This window comes from uncultured Treponema sp. (assembly GCF_945873775.1).
Lineage (GTDB): Bacteria > Spirochaetota > Spirochaetia > Treponematales > Treponemataceae > Treponema_D.
The window spans coordinates 114,148-134,709 of the sequence record NZ_CAMCEC010000005.1 but is presented as its reverse complement, the minus strand read 5'-3'; the positions used below and the strand labels follow the sequence as shown (position 1 = coordinate 134,709).

Below are 20,562 nucleotides of genomic sequence, written 5' to 3'. Positions count from 1 at the left end.
GGATTTATGGCTTTTTTCAGGAATGAAATTGCGAACTAAATTTGACACAATCAATGTTTTTTAGAATAATCATTGCGATTTTAGTTAAAAATATTTGTTTTTATAAATAATCATAATGATTTTGATAGGAGAAATGAATGTTTTTCTTTATAAATGAGGAAGAAAGAAAAAAATCAAAGTCAACGTGCTATTTTGAGTTTCAGAAAGGCAAATATCACGGCAAATGCTGGGAAAACGGTTCGGTCAGCATAAGGGACAGCTTGTGGGACGAATACGAGCTTAGCGATTTGTTTGAAAAAGCCGTGCCCGACTTCGATTATTTCGGCGTAACGGAAATAAGCCCTGAACAATGGGAAAATATCCTGAAAATATGCGAAAAAGAAAAGCCAAAGGGTGCTTGTGTTATTGATGATGTCCGGGAATGGGTTGAAGAATGTTTCAAAGAGTTCGGCTGCTTTGCAATTTGTGGAATGTAATTCAGCTTAAAAAATCTACAAAAGGGTAATATGGATACTACGAACGATAAAATAAAAAAATACAAGCGACTTGCCGAGAAAAAGCCGAAATATTACGCTTTGATTGGCGACATATATATGGACGAATCCAACTTCAAAACTGCGGCGGTTTATTACAAAAAAGCAATTAAAAATGGTGTTTTTGCTTATGCTGCTCTCGGTGATACGTTCGATTACCGTCATCAATACAAAAAGGCATTCGATACATATATGGCAGGGGCAAAAGAGGGTGAAACAGAATGTTTCGTGAGCGTCGCGTATTGTTACGAAAGAGGACACGCTGTAAAAAAGAATCTGCAAAAAGCAATCGAGTATTATACAAATGCTTCTGATTTGGGTTCTTCGGTGGCGGCAAGAAATCTCGGAGATTTGTATTATTTTGAAAAGCCGATTAAAGAACTCGAAATCGGCAACATTAAAAATGCATTGAAGTTTTACGAACGAGATTTTTATCTTGGCGATATTCAGGTTGCAAAGAAAATCGGCTTTATCTACCTGAATAACGAAATGTTGCAGGACGTTCCGAAAGCAATCGAATGGTACGAAAAAGGTTTAAGTCTTGGAGATCATTCTCTCAGTTTCGATTTGGCTTACGTCTATCTCAATGATAACTTTGTTCCGCACGACTATGGAAAAGGTTTGGCATATTTAGCGGACGGTGTGAAGCACAACGATCCAGAAAGCCTTTATATGCAAGTGCGCATATATGAAGAAGGTTTGTACGGAATAGAGCCAGACAAAAAGAAATACATTCACTGTCTTAAAAAAGCGGCGAAACTTTTTCAGGACGATGCCTTGTTTGATTTAGGGTACTACTATTATAACAAGGACCGTTACGATGATGCGCTCGATTGCTTTATAGAATGTGACTTAAATGATGCAAGGGTGTATTGGGCAATTGCTACAATTTTAGAAGTGAAAAAGGAAGATTATAAAAATGCTTTAAGATACTATCAGATGGCGGCGGAAATGGACTTTCCTGATGCAATAGAAAGAATGGCGGAAGCGTACCTTGGCGATGAACTCGGACTTAAAAAGAATGAAAAAACTGCGCTGAAACTCTTCAAAGAAGCTGCGGAACGAGGCAATGCTGCCGCGCAATATAATCTAGGTATGGCGTATGCGTGCGGATATTACGGCGTTAAGACCGACAGAGAAAAAGCGATATTCTGGCTTAAAAAGAGCGTCAAGGGTGAAAATCCGTCGGCGTGCTTGCAATTGGGGCTTTATTACTATTACACTGTCAAAACCGAATTGGCATATAAAAAAGCTTTTGGGTTGTTTAACGAGGCATATAATCTAGGTGAAGAGCAAGCGATTATTAATGTTGGACTTTGTTATCTGCAAGGCAACGGCACGGAAAAAAACGAGAAAGAAGCTGTAAACTGTTTTAAACAAGCTGCAGAAAAGAACAGTTCAGGCGTGGCTTACTTCAACCTTGGAGTATGTTATGAAAACGGCTTTGGTGTTGAAAAAGACTATAAGAAAGCAGTTGAAATGTACGGCAAAGCAGTAGAGAACGGCGAAAAAGAAGGACTAAAAGCTATAAAATCCATTTCGTCAGAAAATAATAAAAGAAAATAGCTATGCCAAATGCCGAGTTTTGTATTTTGCTGTCATTGTCGGATTTGCTCCGTGATGTTCGCTCACCAAATTTTCTCTCTACGATAAGTATGTAGGTTGCCGGCGAAAAATGATGTAGACTGCTTTCAGGACGTCTTAAATTATTTTTCGAGGTGATAATATGAATCAATATGTTACGGGCTCTGTGATAAAGCGGCTCCGTGAGAAACAGAAAATGACTCAAAGCCAGCTTGCGGATTTTCTGGGCGTGAGCGATAGGACGGTTTCAAAGTGGGAGACCGGGCGCGGATTTCCCGATATAATTTTTCTTGAGCCGCTTGCAAAAATACTTGAAGTTTCTGTTGCGGAACTTTTTTCAGGTGCGGAAATTGAAAACGGCAACAGGGCGGCAAAGCTTTCCAAGTCAAATTTTTACGTCTGCCCGGTCTGCGGAAACACAATTTTCAGCGTGGGAAAAACCTGCGTCAGCTGCTGCGGGATTCAGCTTCCTCCGCTTGAACTTGAAAACGAACAACCGGAAAGTGAAAATTCTGAAAACCACAAAATCATTGTGCAGAAAGACGGCGACGGGATTTTTGTGCGCATGAACCACGAGATGACAAAAACGCATTACATTTCATGGTTCGCCTGCGTCCGCCTGGATTCCGTGGAGCTTGTAAAAATGTACCCGGAACAGAACGCCGAGGCAAGATTCCGGAACGCAGGCAAATGCAGAATCTACGCCTGCTGCATAAAGCACGGTCTTTTTGAGGCGGATGTTGATTTTTTCCGCTGACAAAAATAAAATGGCGCAAAAAGGATTCAATGATGAAAACAGAAGTTGCATTCAGAAACGCGGAACGGAAGGACACTCCGCTGATTTTGCAGTTCATAAAGGAACTTGCCGACTACGAGAAAATGCAGAACGAGGTCGTCGCTGACGAAAAAACTCTTGAAAGCTGGATTTTCGACAAGCAGAAAGCCGAGGTGATTTTCGCGCTTGAGGACGGCAGGGAAGTGGGATTCGCCCTGTTCTTCCATAATTTTTCGACTTTTCTTGGGCGTGCCGGAATTTATCTTGAAGATTTGTACGTAAAGCCGGAATGCCGCGGAAAAGGCTACGGAAAGGCACTCCTGAAAAAACTTGCGGCGGTTGCGGTTGAGCGGGGCTGCGGCCGCTTTGAATGGTGCTGCCTTGACTGGAACAAGCCGAGCATCGACTTTTATCTTTCCCTTGGAGCCAAGCCGCTGACCGACTGGACCATCTACAGAACCGCAGGCGACACGCTGAAAAATCTCGCGGAAACTCGCTGAACCGATGGCCTGAAAATTCCGCAGGGCGATTTGATGCAGTTTTGTCTTGCGGAATCATTCCGTTTCAAGAAAGTGCGTCAGGTTGGAGTGCGGAATTATTTTATGAGGAAAACGTGTCAGGAAGAAAGAAATCTTACTTATGCGGTCCGATAAATTTATCGCCGTTGAAATGAATCATGTGGTCAGGATTGTCTGCAATCCATGCTTCTGTTTCCCAGGCTATGTCGTGCGCGAATCTTACGAATGTGTTTCTGTCAGGAAAAGCTGAAATAAAGACCAAATTTTCGCCAGTGTCGCCGATATAAACCAAAGTGCTGTTCGGAAGAAATCTTGGCGCAAGCTGTTCGATAATATCTTTTATAAGCTCGCTGTGTTTTCCCGGAGAAATCTGAATTGAGTGCTCGTCTTTTATTTTTACGGAAACTTTATTCATTTCCCGTTCGTGGGCATATTGCTTTGAAAGCGACTGCTGATTTTTCAGGAAGTCCTGAAGTTTTGGCTCAAAATCTTTTGTTCCGTAAGTTTTTATCACATCAAATGCCGCAGGTGAAATTTGATAAACGGCTTTCGGACTGTTGACAGGTCGCGAAGAATCGTCAGGATTATACAAGACGATTCCAGCCTGAACCAACTGATGAACGCTGAATCTTCTGAAAGTCTCTCTTGAATTTGGAGCGTATTCCTTTAGATAGTTTGTCTTTGTAAAGTCCATCATCGGAGTTATTCCAATCAGAGGATTTTCAATATTTCTCCAGCTTTTTTCAGGCGTAACATTCAAGAGAGCAAGAAGGCAATATGCAGTCCTGTCGTTCAATTGGGCTGACGGCATTCCGAATTTTTTCAATATATCAGTCGCCTGTTCTATTTTTTCAGAAATTTGCTGCTGCAGATTTTTCATCAAGGCGCTCCTTTGCTATCGAATCAAAAAGCTCTTGATTCCAGCCGTCATATTTTTCAAGTTTTTTTCCAAGCTCAATAAGTTTTTCTTTTGAGGGAAATGGAAGATTCCTTAAATCGGTTGCGTTCACCTGCGTGTGTCCACTGAATTTTCTGAACTGATTATCAAGAAATGTCGTGTTGAGCCAGACAATCAGCCCTAAAGCAAGTTCTTTCTGCAATCCTTTTTTCTCAAAATGAAAAACATTCAAGTGATTCTCAAATGCTAAACTTGAAGCGGCAATGTCATCTGCTGTTATAAGCGAGGCGACAATTCTTTTTTTCTCTTCTTTTGTTGAAAATCTTTTTACAACAACATAGTTTCCAGCCGGAACAAACATCGACTTTGTCTCGTCCGCAAAAACAATCGCATTCGGTTTTTTGGATTCTTTCGGCCAGTCGATTCTGTAATTTTTGAAATGCATCGGATAAAGCAGCGGAACAGTATTTTCGTCAGGATTCTTTCTGATAAAACTCTTTGCACGAAAATCAACGACTGCACCGGTGGAAACAGAAATCCCAATTTCCTTCAGAGAAACAAATTGGCAATTAAAAAAGTCTTCCGATGGCAGACACGACGAAAGTGGAATGTTTATATATTTTTCTTTATCAAGCGGATTCACGATTTTCTTAAAATCATAATATTTTTCAGTCAGATTCTCAAAATTCGCTCCTTTTGAATACGAGATTTTTACATCACGCTGAGCCGTTCCTTTTTGAAGCAGAATAATTATGTTTTCCTGCAGAACTGATTCATCTTTGAAAGCGTCTTTTCTTGATTCAAAAAGATGAATTTGTTTTATCGAACAGTTTTTCAATATGAATTCACGGAAAGGCTTGTAATAAAGCCCATTGCAGAAGCTCCGCGGAATTATCGCGACCAGACAGCCTTTTTCTTTCAGCTGAGCGATTGCGGCTCCCACGAATGCGGAATACAAATTGACAGTCTCAAGCCCAAAACAGCGACAAAACTCCCTTGCGGAAGACTTTGAAAGAATTTTCTTGTATGGCGGATTCATTATAACGTGCGTAAATTCTTCATTTTTCCCAAATGAATATTCAAAAGAAGTTTTTTCCAGAAAATCAGCATTGTAAATCTTAAAATCAAAATCAGTAAAATTCTTTTTTTGCTCAATCAGGTTTTGCGTCAGCTTGCCAAGAACTTCGGTGTCAATGTCGTAAGCTGAAAGTTTTATTGAAGAATTGTTCCAGTTTTCTTTTTTAATTCTATTTAGAAGCGCGCATGAAAGGATTCCGATTCCCGCACCGGGGTCTAAAATATTTAAGTTGCCGTCTGCCACTGGAAAAAGAGAAGCCATAAATTCCGCAATTGCGTAAGGCGTAAAATATTGCCCGAAATTCTTTTTGTGGATTTCGGAAGTTTCAACCGCGTGAATTTTTCGTTCCGCCTCAATTTTTTCTGCAACTGCGAACATGATTATTGTATAGCATAAAAACGGCAGTTTTTCTATTGGAAACAGGTTCGCAAGGATGATTTCGTCCGTTCCATCTCAGTTTCTCTCTTCCTGAATGCGGCGTAACTTCTTCCAGCTGAAAAATCCGTACAAATCGTTTACCAGAAAAATCACGAAGTTGAAAATCATCGGAATGTAAACCGGGTTTTCCGCGCTCGCCAGAATCCACATTGCAATCAGGACGATGTCATTTGCGGCGTAGGCTAGGGCGTAGTATGGGACGCGCATGATTATAAGTACGCTTGCCGCCATGCTCGTTGCGACGGAGACCGTGCTGATTTCAAGATTCGCCGTGTTCAGTTTTTTCAGGATGAAGTAAAAGATGACCGTTACCGCTGTGCTTATGAATATTGCCACCGCAGATTTCTTTGGAGTCAGATGCGCCATCCGGACTTCGCTTTTTCCTTTTTTGGACGGATTTTTTAGCCACACAACCGCCGCAAAAAGATCGCTTGGAAAAGTCATTCCCATGTACGTTATCGCCTCGCCGTAATATTTGAATCCGAGCGCGACAATCGCGTAAAGCACGCAGAAAACCAGCTGAAGAAACTGCCCTGAGACGTGTCCTTTCGCAACAAAAAGAAGAGACGTCACGCCCACAAGCGTTGCAATCAGCGTGAGCGGATTTTTTTGCGGAACAAGACAGAACAGAACCGTAACACCGGCAGCGGAAGCCGCCCAGAGAATTTTTTCAGGAACGGAAAGTTCCGGGACAATCAGATTTTGTTTCATAAATACCCCTATAAAAGTTTAGCGGCATAAAAAAAGCATCCACAAAAGGACATCTGCATGGATTTCTCCAGACCTACCGATATTCCTTTGTGAATGCTCTTTTCCGCAAATCGTCTTAAAACGACCGCGCCTCCAAAAGGCTCAACAGCATTTTTTCTGCCCGGTGGCAGAATTTGAAATTTTATACGAATTTACTTTGTGCAGATATGTTTGTCAAGTTGATTGAATATGAGTTTGCGTTAGTGCATGAAAAACCGGAGTCCCAGAGTTCTCTGTTTTATTTTTTGTTTTCATGCATTTTCCTCCTTGTGCGCCGTAATTGCCGTGTAACTGTATGCGTTCACTGTGATTGTGCAGCCGTTTGTTTTTATGTACCAGTTTTTTCCTTTGCGGAAGATTTTGTTTTCGGATTTCCTGCTATTTTCGCCATTTTTGCCGGATTTTTTATTTTCAATGTTTTTTGCCGCCTCAAGGATTGCGTTTTTGCACCAACCAATAACATCGCCGGTTTTTAGCCCGAGATTCCGTTTTATGCGGACAGCACCGAGCTCCGTTGTATGAAGTTTTTCAAGATTCTGTAAAAGTTTGTTCGTCATTTTTTCTCCTTGTGAAGTTGTCATTCCACGACTTGATCGGGGAATCTGTAAAAGAAGATTATCAACCGAGTTTGCTATGCAAACATCGCAACTAAAGCTGGATAATGACATGAGTTTTGTTAGTATAAAATCAAATCTTCTTTATGAATTCGTACACTTTTTCAGACCAAGCCCAAATGTCCTTGCAGTCGTTTTCTACAAAGTGAACTTTTTGCGCAAGATTCTGCGGAATGTGTTTTTCCAAAGCGGCGCATTCGTTTTCCGGCACAACAATTGCGTGAATCCAGTCTTTTAAAATCACTTCATCTTTAATTTTGAGCGGAAGAACGCCTTCAAAAACCGCATTTGGATGCGTGCAGAGCTTTTTGTAGTCAAAGAAAAATCTTACGCCGGGAGTAAAATCCTCGCTCAAGTCCTTTTCGTTGGGAAACCGCTTCAACTTGCGTTCCATTACAAGTCGATCGCCAGCCTGACAGTTTCCCCAAGCGAACATGATGTATTCAAAATAATCCGCCGGGTCTTTTGCCGCGTTTCGTACTTCCTTTGCAAGTTCCGCGCCGCTCATTTTCCGAGTTTTTACCGGCGAAAGAAGCGAGCCGCAGTCCAAGATTTTCACAGCATTTTCCACAGGAGAAGTGTGGCAGACAAAATCGGTCATGCAGCCTTTGTAAGTGGGGCAGGCGGTACATTCGGTGATTTTCGCCTGAGCTGAAATCCGCGTTTTGTTTTGTGATTTGAACTGCTCGATTTGCGAAAGAATTTCATCGCTTGCTTTGATTTTACATTCGCGGCCGTAAAGTTTTTCGTAGGCGATAAAATCCAGAACCGTCTGAATTTCCCAGTCCGTTATTTTTGGAAATGCCGAAAGTTTCTTGTAAAAAACACCGTCCCAACATTCCGTGCAGTCAAAGTTTCCTATTTTGATTTTCATTTTATTTGTTCTTCTTTCAAGTTCGAAAATTATAGAATGAAAAAATCAGTTCCGCAACTTCCATAAAATTTTTCATTGACTTGATGACGAGTCCGTGTTTATCATAAATCAAAAACAAAACTGAGAAAATGAATTTTATGCAGAAAAATATTTTTGTTCCAGAACATATCGTGCATCCGTTCAGTCCGTTTTTTTGCGAAGATTCACGCGTTCTTATTGTGGGCACTCTTCCTTCTGTAAAGTCGCGTGAAAACGGATTTTACTACGGACATCCGCAGAACCGTTTTTGGAAAATGCTTGCTCTTATTTTTTGCGAGGAACTTCCGAAGTCTACAGAAGAAAAGAAAAATTTTTTAAGGCGAAATAAAATCGCAGTTTACGATTCAATCAAAGAGTGTACGATTTGCGGCTCATCTGACAGTTCAATCCGAAACGTTGTTCCTTCCGACATAAAATCGATTGTTGAAAATTCCAAGGTCAAAAAAATTCTTGCAAATGGAAAAACTGCCGCAAAATATTTTCTAAAATATCAGGATGAAAATTTGTGCTCCATGCTGAAACCTCTTCCTTCCACAAGTCCTGCCAATGCTTCATTTTCCCTTGAAAAACTTGCAGAAATTTGGCGTGCGGAATTAAAATAGAAAAGTTGCATTTTGAATATTTTTTTACTAATTTATTTTTTATACTTAAAATTTAAAAGGATAAAGAAATGAAAACTGCGATTGTTTATGAATCAACTCACCACGGAAACACAAAAAAATTTGCGATGCCATTGCGAAAAAATTTGACGTTCAGCTTTTTAATATCAAAGATGAAATTCCATCTCTTGACGAATTTGATTTTATCGGAATTGCGTCTGGAATTTCATTTGGAAAGTTTTACAAAAATATTCTTGAAAGAACTTCTGATTTTTTGCCGGAAAACAAAAAAGTGTTTTTTATTTTTACTGCTGGAAGTCCGCGCGAATCTCATGCGGATTCTGTTAAGAAAATTGCGGAGTCCAAAAACTGCAAATGTCTTGGCTCTTATTTCTGCAAAGGATTTGACACTTACGGGCCGTTTAAAGTTGTGGGCGGAATAAATAAAAATTGTCCTACGGAAGACGACTTGAAAAAAGCAGTTGAGTTTTATGAAAAAATAATTCAAGCGTAATTTTCGGTTTTAATTTATTGTCTGGTTTTTGCCAGGCATTTTTTTGTTTTTTCAAAATTTGAAATTTCAAATCCCATAGAAAATATTTTTTGTTTATTCTATAATACTGCCACATCATTTTTTACAGAGGCTTTTTATGTCTAACTATCCTTTTCAAAATATTGAAGTAAAATGGCAGAAGTACTGGGAAGAAAACAAAACTTTCCGCGTAGAAGAAGACAAATCATTTCCAAAAGAAAAACGCAGATATATTCTTGATATGTTCCCTTATCCAAGCGGAGCGGGACTTCACGTAGGACACCCGGAAGGCTACACAGCCACAGATATTTACAGCCGCTATTTGCGCATGAATGGCTACAATGTTTTGCATCCGATGGGATACGATTCGTTCGGGCTTCCTGCTGAAAACTATGCGATAAAAACTGGAACTCATCCTTCAATTACAACAAACGCTAACATTGCAAATTTTACACGCCAGATAAAAGCTCTTGGATTCAGCTACGACTGGGACAGATGCGTTTCAACTTGCGACCCGGAATATTACAAGTGGACTCAGTGGATTTTCCTTCAGCTTTACAAAAAGGGCTTGGCGTATGAAGCTGCAACTCCAATCAACTGGTGTCCTTCCTGCCTTACCGGTCTTGCAAACGAGGAAGTAAAAGAAGGCAAGTGCGAAAGATGCGGCGCAGTTGTAACACGCAAGACAATCCGCCAGTGGATTTTAAAAATCACCGATTACGCAGAACGTCTTCTTGAAGATCTTGATTTGCTTGACTGGCCGGAAAGTGTAAAGCTCATGCAGAAAAACTGGATTGGAAAATCTTGCGGCGCGGAAGTTGAATTCGAAGTTGCAGACAAAGACGGAAACGGAAGCGGAAAATATCTGAAAGTTTACACAACAAGAGCCGACACGCTTTTTGGCTGCACTTACATGGTAATGTCGCCGGAACACAAAATGCTCAAGGAACTCACAACTCCAGAACAGAAAGCGGCAGTTGAAGCTTATGTTGAAGAAGCCGCAAAAAAATCCGACCTTGAGCGTACTGACTTGAATAAGAACAAAACCGGCGTCTTTACAGGAAGCTACGGAATTGATCCTGTAAACGGAGCTAAAGTTCCAATCTGGATTTCTGATTACGTTTTGACTTCTTACGGAACTGGCGCAATTATGGCTGTTCCTGCGCACGATGAGCGCGACTGGGATTTTGCAAAGAAGTTCAATCTTCCGATTATAAAAGTAATTGCGACAAAAGAAGATGTTGTTTCTCTTGGAGGCGGAGACGAAAAGAAAGGCGCGGAACTTTTGCAGGCTGCTTCAAAAAATCCAGAGGAATACAAAAAGCTTGCTGACGCTCACCCGGAAATTTTCTGCGTGGCAAACGAATGCACTTCCGCAAAAGACGGATATTCAATCAACTCGGAATTTCTCACAGGAAAAAGCACAAAAGATGCAATCCAGGAAATGATAAAATTCCTTGAAGAAAAAAAATGCGGAAAGGCAACTGTAAACTACAAGCTCCGCGACTGGATTTTCAGCCGTCAGCGTTACTGGGGAGAACCGATTCCTCTTGTTCACTGCGAAAAATGCGGATGCGTTCCAGTGCCGGAAAAAGATTTGCCTGTAAAGCTTCCTGATGTAAAATCTTATCAGCCAACAGGAACTGGAGAAAGCCCTCTTGCCGCAATAGAATCCTGGGTTAACACGACTTGTCCTAAGTGCGGCGGAAAGGCAAAGCGCGAGACAAACACAATGCCTCAGTGGGGCGGCTCTTGCTGGTATTATCTTCGCTACCTTGATCCAAAAAATAATTCGGAGTTCTGCTCAAAAGAAAAAGAAGAATACTGGATGCCTGTTGACCTTTATGTGGGCGGAGCGGAACACGCTGTTCTTCACCTTTTGTACGCAAGATTCTGGCACAAAGTTCTTTATGACATCGGAGCAGTTTCAACAAAAGAGCCGTTCCATCGCCTTATCAATCAGGGACTTATAACTTCATTTGCATTCCAGCGCAAAAACAAAACCCTTGTTCCGACTGATGAAGTTGAAGAAAAAGACGGAAAATATTTTGAAAAGGCGACAGGCGAGCAGGTTGAGCAGATTATCGCCAAGATGTCCAAGTCGCTCAAGAATGTTGTAAATCCAGACGAAATGATTCAGAAGTACGGGGCAGATTCTGTGCGTATGTACGAAATGTTCATGGGACCGCTCACTGTTTCTAAGCCGTGGAACACACAGGGACTTGTAGGAATAAACCGCTTCCTTGAAAAAGTTTGGAACATCAGCGAAAAGCCAATGGACGACATCGACATAAAAGGCAAGCTTGAAGACAAAGCCCTCGTTGTGCTCAGAAAAACTTTCGCCCAGACAATCAAAAAAGTTACAGAAGACACTTCTTCGCTCAGCTTCAACACTGCAATCAGCCAGATGATGATTTTTATAAACGAAGCTTCAAAGTTCAATTCTCTTCCAAAAGAAATGTGGAAAGACTTTGTTCTTATTCTTAGCCCGTATGCTCCCCACCTTGGCGAAGAGCTTTGGCAGAAACTTGGCGGAACAAAAACTGTGGCTTACGAAAAATGGCCTTCATTCAGCGAGGAATTCTGCAAGGAAGACAGCATTCAGATTGTTGTAATGATAAACGGAAAGCTCCGCGACAAGTTTGAAGCCGCTCCGGGAACAGACGATGAAACACTCAAAAACCTGGCAGCCCAGACAGAAGGCTATAAAAAGTTCACTGACGGAAAGACAATTGCAAAAGTCATTGTTGTAAAAGACAAGCTTGTAAACATCGTGGCAAAGTAAATGAACTCGACAAGCTTAAAAGCCCATTACATCAAAGTGGCAGGAGTTGTGGCTCTTGTTGGAAATGCAGTTCTTGCCGCTGTGAAGTTTTTGTTCGCATATCTTTCAGGTTCTCTTGCGGTTGCAGGTGATGCAATTGACAGTTCCACCGATGTTCTGATTGCGCTTGTAACTTTGTTTGTAAGCCGCATAATTCAGCAGCCTGGTGACAAGGAGCATCCTTGGGGGCACGCAAGAGCCGAAACTACTGCGACAATGGCCTTGGCTTTTATAATTTTCTTTGCGGGCGCGCAGATTGTACTTTCCGCAGCAAAAAAAATTATCCTGCATGATTTTCAGGCGGAAGTTTCGCTTGTGGCAGTTTATGCTGCTGTTATTTCGATTGCGGGAAAAAGCCTTCTTGCTTTGATTCAGTTTCACTACGGAAAAATTGCGGAAAGCGAAATCGTAAAGGCGAACGCCCAGAACATGAAAAGCGACATAATGCTTTCCGCCGCAGTTCTTGCAGGCCTTTTATGCTCCGAGCTTTTCAAGATGCCGGTTCTTGACCCTGTGATTGCGCTGCTTGTTGGTCTTTGGGTAATAAAAAACGCCGCCTCGCTTTTTGCAAGAATGAACCTTGAGCTCATGGACGGAAACGCCGACAGCTCGCTTTATAAAAAACTGTTCGATGCGGTCGCCACAGTTCCAAATGTCCTGAATCCGCATAAGGCAAGAATCCGCAGGATGGCTTCCAGCTTTGACATTGACTTGGACATTGAAGTTGACCCGTCGCTTTCCGTTTACGAGGCGCACGAGCTTAGCGAGCAGGTTGAAAGCGCAATCCGCAAGGAAATTCCTGAAATTTACGACATTGTGATTCATGTTGAGCCAAAAAATTCCGATTTGCATCAGCCTAAGGAAGAATTCGGCTTGAATCCTCAAAATTTGTGAGGAATATTTAATATTCTTCTGGAAAATTCAATATTCTTGAAGAATATCTTAAATTCCTGAGGAATATCTTAAATTCTTGAATATTTATACAAAAAAGTCAGGAATATACAATATTCTTCAAGAATATGCATAAAAATACAAGAATATCTCTTATTCTTGAAAAAATTCCCTTAAAACTGAAAATTTACACTTGAATTAAGCGTTCATGGGGCTGTTTTTGAAAATAATCTAAAATTTCTTTCCGGCTTTCTTCATTTGACTTGTAATTCAGCATTTTTGTCTGAAAATAATGTCCGAATTCGAACTGGGCGCAGTAATACGAAAAAAATCTCTGAATCCGTGTCTTGTGGAATTCCTTTGGCTGAAATTTTTCAACGTTATCTATAAAGTTCAATGCGGTTTTCATCCTGTCAACTGTGATTTTTTCCGCGGAACCTTCAAGGTCTTTTTTTATTTGTGCGAAAATCCAGGGGCGTTCGGCTGCGGCTCTTGCAATCATGATTCCGTCCGCTTCCGGGGCTTTTTGAAGGGCAAACTTTGCGCTGGCGGTGTCCTTTACGCAGCCGTTCACGTAGACTTTGATTTTTTCCCCGTACCGCTGTGAAAGTTTTTGCGCGAACTCGTATCTTGGAAGTCCGCGGTATTTTTCTTTGATTGTGCGCGCATGAAGCGTTATAAGCTCAACTCCGTTTTCTATAAGCATGTCTGTAAAGTTAAAAAAGCTTTGTTCCGTGAAGTTTTCGTCTCCAAGCCTGCATTTTACGCTCAGCCTGAAATGTTTTTGTGTTTTTTCTTCTATTAAGTTTAGCGTTTCTTTTACTTTTGAGACTGCTTCTTTTGTTTCTTTTAGCGGCTTTAGCATCCAGGCGATTCCGGCTCCTGTCTTGTAGATTTGCGGGGCAGAGCAGCCCATGTTCAAGTCGATTCCGATTCCGCCTTTTTCGCACACAATTTCAGCTGCCTTTGCCAACGGTTCTGCGGAAGTTCCCGTGAGTTGCCACACGATTTTTTCCGGGGAAGGTCCGTTCAGAAGATAGTATTTTTCAAACGGTCCCATGTTCAAAAGCGAAGATGCGTTTATCATTTCTGTGAAATATTCATCGCAGCCTCCGAATTCTTCCACTGAAATTCTGAATGCTTCGTGGCTCAAGGTTGCCATTGGCGCGCAGATAAGTTTCATTTTGAATTCAAGTATTCCGCAAAAAGTTCAGCGGCATCGGCGCAGAGTTCCGGGCAAGGGCGTTTTTTGTAATATTCTTCTGTTCTTTTTTCTGAAACTGGAGAATCAGCTTTTCCTTCCACGGAATTTTTTCGCAGGTAGTTTTGAGATTGTCCGAGCGGCGAAAGTCCAAGAAGCTCTCGGCAGATAAACGAGCCGTTTTTTTCTTTGAACTTTTCGCACAAAATCTGTCCGTCTTTATAAACTGAATCTTTTGCTTCTTTGTCCTGTGGATTTGCACTGCCATTTTTTATGCTCAATGCAAGCAGCATTCCGTTTACCGCGCCGCACATTTCCCGCAGCCTGCAAGTTCCGCCGCCAAATGCCTGGGCAGATTTTAATGCAAGCTCCCGGTCAATTCCAAGTTCCCCGCAGAAAACTTCAAGAACTGACTGGGCGCAGTTGAATCCGCTTAGAAAATTTTCCTTTGCGCGTTTTTTTGCTTCTTCCGGGGAAATCATAGCGACTCAACAGCTTTTGCGGCTTCTTCAATGAAAGGTGTGTCAAGAGATTCAATTTCGCCTTTGTCAACTGTCGCAGACATATTCTGTTCGATTGGAATGCGAGCAAGAACTTTTAAATTGAATTCTTCTGCGATTTTTCCGATGTTGCTTTCGCCGAAAACTTTTATTTCTTTTCCGCAGTCCGGGCATTTTACGTAGCTCATGTTTTCAACAAGTCCCAAAACCGGAACATTCATCATGTTTGCCATGTTTACGGCTTTTTCAACGATTACGCGCACAAGCTGCTGCGGCGAAGAAACAATTATAATTCCGTCTATTGGAAGCGACTGGAAAACTGTAAGCGGAACATCTCCAGTTCCTGGCGGACAGTCAACGAACATAAAGTCAACGTTTTCCCAAAGAACATCTGTCCAGAATTGGCGCACTGCCCCGGAAATAACTGGACCACGCCATACAACCGGGTCAGTTTCGTTTTGCAGCAGGAAATTCATTGACATAAGCTGAATTCCTGACTTTGACTTGACTGATTTTAAGTATCCGCCTTCGCTTCCATCGCTGTTTTTTTCTGAAACACTTTCAGCGCGCACATTTCCAAGCCCGAATGAAGTTGGAATGGAAGGTCCTGTAATGTCAGCGTCAAGAATTGCTGTCTTGAATCCGTCTTTATTTACTTTGCAGGCTAAAAGGCTTGTTACAAGCGATTTTCCGACTCCGCCCTTGCCAGAAACAATTCCGATAACTTTTTTTACAGAAGAGCCTGAATGAAGATTTTCCTTTAAAGGCTTTTTTTCACATTTGTCTCCGCAGTTGGAGCAGCTTCCACCACAAGCCATTTTTCACCTCGATTTTTTGTATTTAGTTTGCAATGAATATAATCAAATTTCCGCAAAAATACAACAAAAGAGTTGCGCAATGACAGGGCAAAGGCATTATAAATGTATTCAGCATAAAACTGGCTCCCAGTCACGGTTTCGTGGTTCAAAATCGCGCAATAATGCGCTACACGCTGATTGTTGCAAAGTAACTATAGAATCGCCTGCTCATGCGGTCGCAACAATCAGAGTGTTTTTGCCCCACGAATCGTTCCTTCGCGCAAACTTTACTTAAATTATCTATAATGCGTTTGCCCTGTATGCAATAATAATATGTGTTATATAGAGTGGATATATTGAATCGAATATAAAAAAATGTTAATTTGTAATTCACTCTCAGTAAAAAGTAGTAAAAATAAGCTTTTTAGTGGGGGGGGGGGTACTTGTTGATATTTTATGCTTCATTACTGACTTTTATTTTGAGCCTTTTGCTGACTTGGCTTATAATAAAAATTTGCAAAAGATATAAACTTTATGATGAAATAGATCCTCGAAAGATTCACAGCGGAAATATTCCTCGCTTGGGAGGTGTCGCTGTCTTTGTGTCTTTTTTTGTTTGCGCAGGAATTTATGTCTGCCTTTTTCAGAAGGGAACATTTGATTTTGCGTGGCAGGCATTTTTAGGGTTGCTTTTGATATTTGCCTTTGGGTTTATTGATGACCTTGTTGACCTTCATGCAAGATTTAAGTTTTTGGTTCAGATTGCGGCGGCTCTCTTGGTTGCGCTTAGTCCTGTTGGAATCAGTAAAATATTCTTTATTAACTTGAATCCTGTTTTGGGAAAGCTTTTTACTTTCTTTTGGATTTTGGTCTGCGTAAATGCTTTTAATTTAATTGACGGAATTGACTGGCTTTGTTCTGGAATTTCATTTCTTTCTATTATAACGCTTGGATTTTTAAGCCTGATTTTTAGAACTGATTCATTTTCACTTTATTTTATTCTTGCGGGTGCGATTGCAGGATTTATGGTTTTCAACAAACCGCCGGCAAAAATATTCCTCGGAGATTCTGGAAGCCAGACTTTGGGCTTTGCAGTTGCAGTTTTTCCGCTTATTTATGAAGAATCGCTGAGCTTTGAATATAACAAGATGCTTATAATGCTTCTGATTGCGTCTATTCCGCTTACTGATGTTATTGCCGCTACTTGGAGAAGAATCCGCGACCACCGTTCTATTTTTAGCGCGGACAGATCTCATATTCACCACAAAATGCTGAATGTTGGATTTTCCCGCGGCGCGACAATTCTGTTTCTTTTGTGCCTTCAGGTTCTTATTTGCTTTTCAGTTTTGATTTCTTACAAGCTTACTGTAAGAGTTGCGACTGCCGAACTTTGCCTGTTTTTGGCAATAGTTGAGCTTGTTTTTATTACTTTTCATTATTTGAATCATTCTGTGAATCTTAGAAAGACCGGGCATCTTCAAGATCATCCAATGGAAGAGCATTAACTTATAGTTTTTTCTTCAAAGTTTCTGTGCTTTTCACTTTGTTCTTATTTTGTTATACTCTCTGAAAATATATTGCTGTCCGCTTAATTTTTGGGCAGATAAAATTTTTAAGGAAAAACTATGTTAAGTCAAAAAGATTTGTTTAAATCCGCTGTGTTGAAGGCTGTTAATCAGTTTAAAATTGAAAATAAAATAGATTGTCCTGAAATTGACGAAAAACTTGTTCGTGTGGAAAATCCGCCGCGTCCTGAAATGGGAGACTTGGGAAGCCCGATGTTTCCTTTTGCAAAAATGTTCAGAATGGCTCCTCCTGCAATTGCCGCCACAGTTTCCCAGTCGCTTAAAAAATCCGCGGAAACTGATAAGGAACTTGCTTCTCTTGGTGAATTTGACGCCGCTGGTCCTTATGTGAATGTAAAGCTCAACAAGGCTGCTTCTGCCGCAGGAATTTTGGCTTCGATTGTTTCTCAGGGGGAAAACTACGGCTCTTTTGATTCCGCAGGAAAAAAGCCTCTTGAAGGTCAGCGGATTATGGTTGAATTTTCTTCACCAAATACAAACAAGCCGCTTCATCTTGGTCATCTTCGCAATGACGCTCTTGGTGAAAGCGTGAGCCGGATTCTAAAGAAAGCGGGCGCAGAAGTTTTTAAAGTCGACCTTATTAACAACCGCGGAATCCATATCTGCAAATCCATGCTGGCGTACAAGCTTTTCCACGAGGCAAAAAACGAAACCCCGGAATCTCTTGGAATGAAGGGAGACCATTTTGTTGGCCAGTGCTATGTTGAGTTTGATAAGTATTCCAAGGAGCACCCGGAAGCCATTCAGCAGGCGGAAGAAATGCTTGTAAAATGGGAGCAGGGAGATAAAGAAGTCCGCGAGCTTTGGCAGAAAATGAACGGCTGGACTTTGGACGGACTAAAGGACACTTACAAAAGAACTGGGATTGCCTTTGATAAATTCTACTTTGAAAGCGACACTTATCTAAAAGGCAAGGACGAAATTTTAAAGGGTCTTGAAAAAGGCGTGTTCTTTAAAGCTCCAGACGGCTCTGTAAGAATTGATGTTACTGATGTTGTTGGAAAAGGCAAAGATGAAGACAGCCACGAGAAAGTTCTTTTAAGAAAAGACGGAACTTCGGTTTACATAACTCAGGACATTGGAACTGCAATCAGCCGCCACAATGACTGGCCATTTAACCAGCTGGTTTATGTTGTTGCAAGCGAGCAGAACTATCACTTTAAGATTCTTTTCCATATTTTGAAAAAACTTGGATTCAGCTGGACTGAAAAACTGTTCCATTTGAGCTACGGACTTGTAAATCTTCCAAGCGGAAGAATGAAAAGCCGTGAAGGAACTGTCGTAGATGCCGATGACTTGATTGACAGCCTTCATGCGCAGGCTTTAAAGGCAATTGAAGAGCGCGGCAGAGATAATTCAGTTGGAAATCCTGATGATGTCGCTGAAAAAGTCGCGCTGGCAGCTTTGGATTATTATCTTTTGAATGTTGCGCCGGTAAAGGATATGCTTTTTAATCCGGAAGAATCTCTTAGCTTCAACGGAAATACAGGACCTTATCTTCAGTACATGGGAGCGCGCATTGCTTCAATTTTACGCAAGGCAAAGGAGCAGGGGCTTGAGCCTTCTGGTTCAGCGGAAGATTTTTCACTTTTGACTGCGGAAAGCGAATGGGCTTTGATAAAGGACTTGGAAAGATTCCCTTCGGTTGTTCAAAAATCTGCGGAAACTTTAGATCCAAGCGGAATGGCTTCTTATCTTTACGATGTGAGCAAAAGTTTCAGCGCATTTTACCGCGACTGCCCGATTGTTGGAACTGCTTCTGAAAATGAGCGTCTTGCAAAAGCCCGTCTTGCCCTTGCACAATGCACTTTGACTGTTTTAAAAAGCGGAATGGAACTTGTTCTTGTTCCTTATTTGGAAAGAATGTAAGAAAAAATCTGCCTGCGGATTTTTTTATCTTAATAGGTTGAATGCCGGGTTTTAAATTTTTCTGTCAGTTGCAAATTTACAGCAGATTGCCGTGTCAAGCACGGCAATGACAAACTTGTTAGGATTGGAATAGCAGTTAAGTAGATATTTTTATCAAAATTCGAAATTGAACCTAATAAAATCGTCTTTTTGCAATTATTCTCTCTTATTGAATAAATACTTAATTTTTTGTATACTGATATAGTTTTTATAAAAAAAAGTGCATATTTATACAAAAATGGAGGCTCGTCTATGAACGAAAACAGTCAGAATTCAAATTTTATCGACAAACTTTCAAAACTTACTGTGGACAACGATCCCATAGATCCAGCCCTTTATGAAAAATTCAATGTCAAGCGCGGACTCAGATATGCGGACGGACGCGGAGTTTTGGTCGGGCTTACAAAAATTGGAGATGTTGTCGGCTATTACATTGATGAAGCCGGAAACAAAGTCGCTATTCCTGGAAAACTGATTTACCGCGGATATAATGTTGAGGACATTGTAAAGGATGCCGAGCTTCACCATCAGTTTGGATTTGAGCAATGCGTTTATCTTCTTTTATTCGGACAACTTCCTACTCAGTCGCAGCTTGATGAGTTTTCAAGTTTCTTGGGAAGCCTAAGGTCTCTCCCTGAATATTTTACAGAAGACATGATAATGAAAGCGCCTTCAAGCGATATTATGAATAAAATTGCGCGTGGAGTTCTTGCTTCATATTCTTATGATCCGGATCCAGAAAACCGCGATGTTGCAAATATTCTTCGCCAGTGCATAGAGCTTATCTCCCGCTTTTCAACATTGGCTGCTTATGGCTATCAGGCAAAACGCCGTTATTACGACGGAAAAAGCATGTACATTCATAATCCGCTTCCAGAACTTAGCACTTCGGAAAATTTCCTGCGTCTTACAAGAAATGACAAAAGCTACACTCGCCTTGAAGCTGAAATTCTTGACCTTGCGCTTATTCTTCATGCCGAGCACGGTGGAGGAAACAACTCTTCTCTTACAATTCACGTAGTTTCTTCCGCAGACACAGATACTTATTCCGCTGTTGCCGCCGCTGTTGGCTCTTTAAAAGGCCGTCGCCATGGTGGAGCAAATATTCGCGTTATAGAAATGATGGACAATATCAAGGAAAATGTAAAAGACTGGAGCAACGAAAAAGAAATAGAAGATTATCTTTATAAAATCGGAAAAAAAGAAGCCTTCGACCGCACAGGACTTATCTACGGACAGGGCCACGCCGTCTATACAATCAGCGACCCGCGCGCAATTCTTTTAAGAAACAAGGCTGCGGAACTTGCGAAGGAAAAAGGCTGCGAGGAAGAATTCAATCTTTATACTTCAATAGAGCGGCTTGCTCCAGAAGTTCTTTATGAGCTTCACGGACAAAAAAAGCGCATCTGCACAAATGTTGACTTTTATTCGGGCTTTGTTTATTCGATGCTTGGAATTCCGCGCGAGCTTTACACTCCATTGTTCGCCATTGCGAGAATTGCTGGCTGGAGTGCGCATAGAATAGAAGAAATTGTTGCCGGAAAACGAATTTACCGTCCGGCATATAAAAATGTCGCGGAAGAGCGTGATTACGTTCCAATGGACAAGCGCAAATAAAAAATG

Annotated in this window: 19 protein-coding genes; 11 read left to right on the top strand and 8 right to left on the bottom strand. The window is 41.2% G+C overall.

Going from position 1 to position 20,562, the window contains the following annotated elements:
- Window positions 1-137: 137 nt before the first annotated feature.
- From Q0N70_RS04305 to Q0N70_RS04290, 4 genes are all read left to right on the top strand, one after another.
- On the top strand, window positions 138-476 hold the full coding sequence (locus tag Q0N70_RS04305; protein ID WP_294014206.1) for a hypothetical protein: 339 nt from the start codon (window positions 138-140) through the stop codon (window positions 474-476).
- 30 nt (window positions 477-506) lie between these two features.
- Window positions 507-2,099 (top strand): tetratricopeptide repeat protein, encoded by a 1,593-nt coding sequence (locus tag Q0N70_RS04300; protein ID WP_294014204.1) that lies wholly within the window; start codon window positions 507-509, stop codon window positions 2,097-2,099.
- Window positions 2,100-2,259: 160 nt separating this feature from the next.
- On the top strand, window positions 2,260-2,874 hold the full coding sequence (locus Q0N70_RS04295) for a helix-turn-helix domain-containing protein (protein WP_294014202.1): 615 nt from the start codon (window positions 2,260-2,262) through the stop codon (window positions 2,872-2,874).
- A gap of 29 nt (window positions 2,875-2,903) precedes the next feature.
- Window positions 2,904-3,392, top strand: coding sequence for a GNAT family N-acetyltransferase (locus Q0N70_RS04290; RefSeq protein WP_294014200.1), 489 nt, complete (start codon window positions 2,904-2,906; stop codon window positions 3,390-3,392).
- A 133-nt stretch (window positions 3,393-3,525) separates the two neighbouring features.
- Here the strand turns inward: Q0N70_RS04290 and Q0N70_RS04285 are convergent, their stop codons facing one another.
- The 5 genes from Q0N70_RS04285 to Q0N70_RS04265 form a co-directional block, all read right to left on the bottom strand.
- Window positions 3,526-4,290, bottom strand: a complete 765-nt coding sequence (locus Q0N70_RS04285) for a BsuBI/PstI family type II restriction endonuclease (protein WP_294014198.1) — start codon at window positions 4,288-4,290, stop codon at window positions 3,526-3,528.
- Entirely contained in the window at window positions 4,262-5,764 is a 1,503-nt protein-coding gene (locus Q0N70_RS04280) for an N-6 DNA methylase (protein ID WP_294014196.1), read from the bottom strand. Before Q0N70_RS04280 ends, Q0N70_RS04285 begins: the two co-directional genes overlap by 29 nt.
- 75 nt (window positions 5,765-5,839) lie before the next feature.
- The gene (pnuC, locus tag Q0N70_RS04275) at window positions 5,840-6,535 is read right to left on the bottom strand and encodes a nicotinamide riboside transporter PnuC (RefSeq protein WP_294014194.1); all 696 of its coding nucleotides are present in this window, start codon (window positions 6,533-6,535) and stop codon (window positions 5,840-5,842) included.
- Between the two features lie 290 nt (window positions 6,536-6,825).
- Window positions 6,826-7,131: a DUF3781 domain-containing protein gene (locus Q0N70_RS04270; RefSeq protein ID WP_294014192.1), complete on the bottom strand. Its 306-nt coding sequence runs from the start codon at window positions 7,129-7,131 to the stop codon at window positions 6,826-6,828.
- A gap of 130 nt (window positions 7,132-7,261) precedes the next feature.
- On the bottom strand, window positions 7,262-8,062 hold the full coding sequence (locus Q0N70_RS04265; RefSeq protein ID WP_294014190.1) for a hypothetical protein: 801 nt from the start codon (window positions 8,060-8,062) through the stop codon (window positions 7,262-7,264).
- A gap of 137 nt (window positions 8,063-8,199) precedes the next feature.
- On the opposite strand from Q0N70_RS04265, the gene Q0N70_RS04260 reads away from it, so the two are divergent.
- From Q0N70_RS04260 to Q0N70_RS04245, 4 genes are all read left to right on the top strand, one after another.
- A complete protein-coding gene (locus tag Q0N70_RS04260) occupies window positions 8,200-8,703 on the top strand; it encodes a DNA-deoxyinosine glycosylase (RefSeq protein ID WP_294014188.1) in 504 nt (167 codons plus the stop codon).
- A 289-nt stretch (window positions 8,704-8,992) separates the two neighbouring features.
- Entirely contained in the window at window positions 8,993-9,214 is a 222-nt protein-coding gene (locus Q0N70_RS04255; RefSeq protein ID WP_294014186.1) for a hypothetical protein, read from the top strand.
- A gap of 136 nt (window positions 9,215-9,350) precedes the next feature.
- Window positions 9,351-12,017, top strand: a complete 2,667-nt coding sequence (leuS, locus tag Q0N70_RS04250; protein ID WP_294014183.1) for a leucine--tRNA ligase — start codon at window positions 9,351-9,353, stop codon at window positions 12,015-12,017.
- A complete protein-coding gene (locus tag Q0N70_RS04245) occupies window positions 12,018-12,950 on the top strand; it encodes a cation diffusion facilitator family transporter (protein ID WP_294014181.1) in 933 nt (310 codons plus the stop codon).
- 184 nt (window positions 12,951-13,134) lie between these two features.
- Here Q0N70_RS04245 and Q0N70_RS04240 read toward each other — a convergent pair whose 3' ends face one another.
- From Q0N70_RS04240 to Q0N70_RS04230, 3 genes are read right to left on the bottom strand one after another with little or no spacing between them, the layout of a single operon-like run.
- On the bottom strand, window positions 13,135-14,130 hold the full coding sequence (locus Q0N70_RS04240) for a tRNA-dihydrouridine synthase family protein (protein ID WP_294014179.1): 996 nt from the start codon (window positions 14,128-14,130) through the stop codon (window positions 13,135-13,137).
- Entirely contained in the window at window positions 14,127-14,630 is a 504-nt protein-coding gene (locus tag Q0N70_RS04235; protein WP_294014177.1) for a C-GCAxxG-C-C family protein, read from the bottom strand. The genes Q0N70_RS04240 and Q0N70_RS04235 overlap by 4 nt, the downstream gene beginning before the upstream one ends.
- Entirely contained in the window at window positions 14,627-15,466 is an 840-nt protein-coding gene (locus Q0N70_RS04230; protein ID WP_294014175.1) for an Mrp/NBP35 family ATP-binding protein, read from the bottom strand. Before Q0N70_RS04230 ends, Q0N70_RS04235 begins: the two co-directional genes overlap by 4 nt.
- A 581-nt stretch (window positions 15,467-16,047) precedes the next feature.
- Between Q0N70_RS04230 and Q0N70_RS04225 the strand changes: the two genes are divergently transcribed.
- From Q0N70_RS04225 to Q0N70_RS04215, 3 genes are all read left to right on the top strand, one after another.
- Window positions 16,048-16,950 carry an MraY family glycosyltransferase gene (locus Q0N70_RS04225; RefSeq protein ID WP_294014173.1) on the top strand — a complete coding sequence of 301 codons (903 nt, stop codon included), beginning with the start codon at window positions 16,048-16,050 and terminating at the stop codon, window positions 16,948-16,950.
- 120 nt (window positions 16,951-17,070) lie between these two features.
- A complete protein-coding gene (argS, locus tag Q0N70_RS04220; RefSeq protein ID WP_294014171.1) occupies window positions 17,071-18,900 on the top strand; it encodes an arginine--tRNA ligase in 1,830 nt (609 codons plus the stop codon).
- Window positions 18,901-19,191: 291 nt separating this feature from the next.
- The gene (locus Q0N70_RS04215; RefSeq protein ID WP_294014168.1) at window positions 19,192-20,556 is read left to right on the top strand and encodes a citrate/2-methylcitrate synthase; all 1,365 of its coding nucleotides are present in this window, start codon (window positions 19,192-19,194) and stop codon (window positions 20,554-20,556) included.
- The last annotated feature ends 6 nt before the right edge of the window (window positions 20,557-20,562 follow it).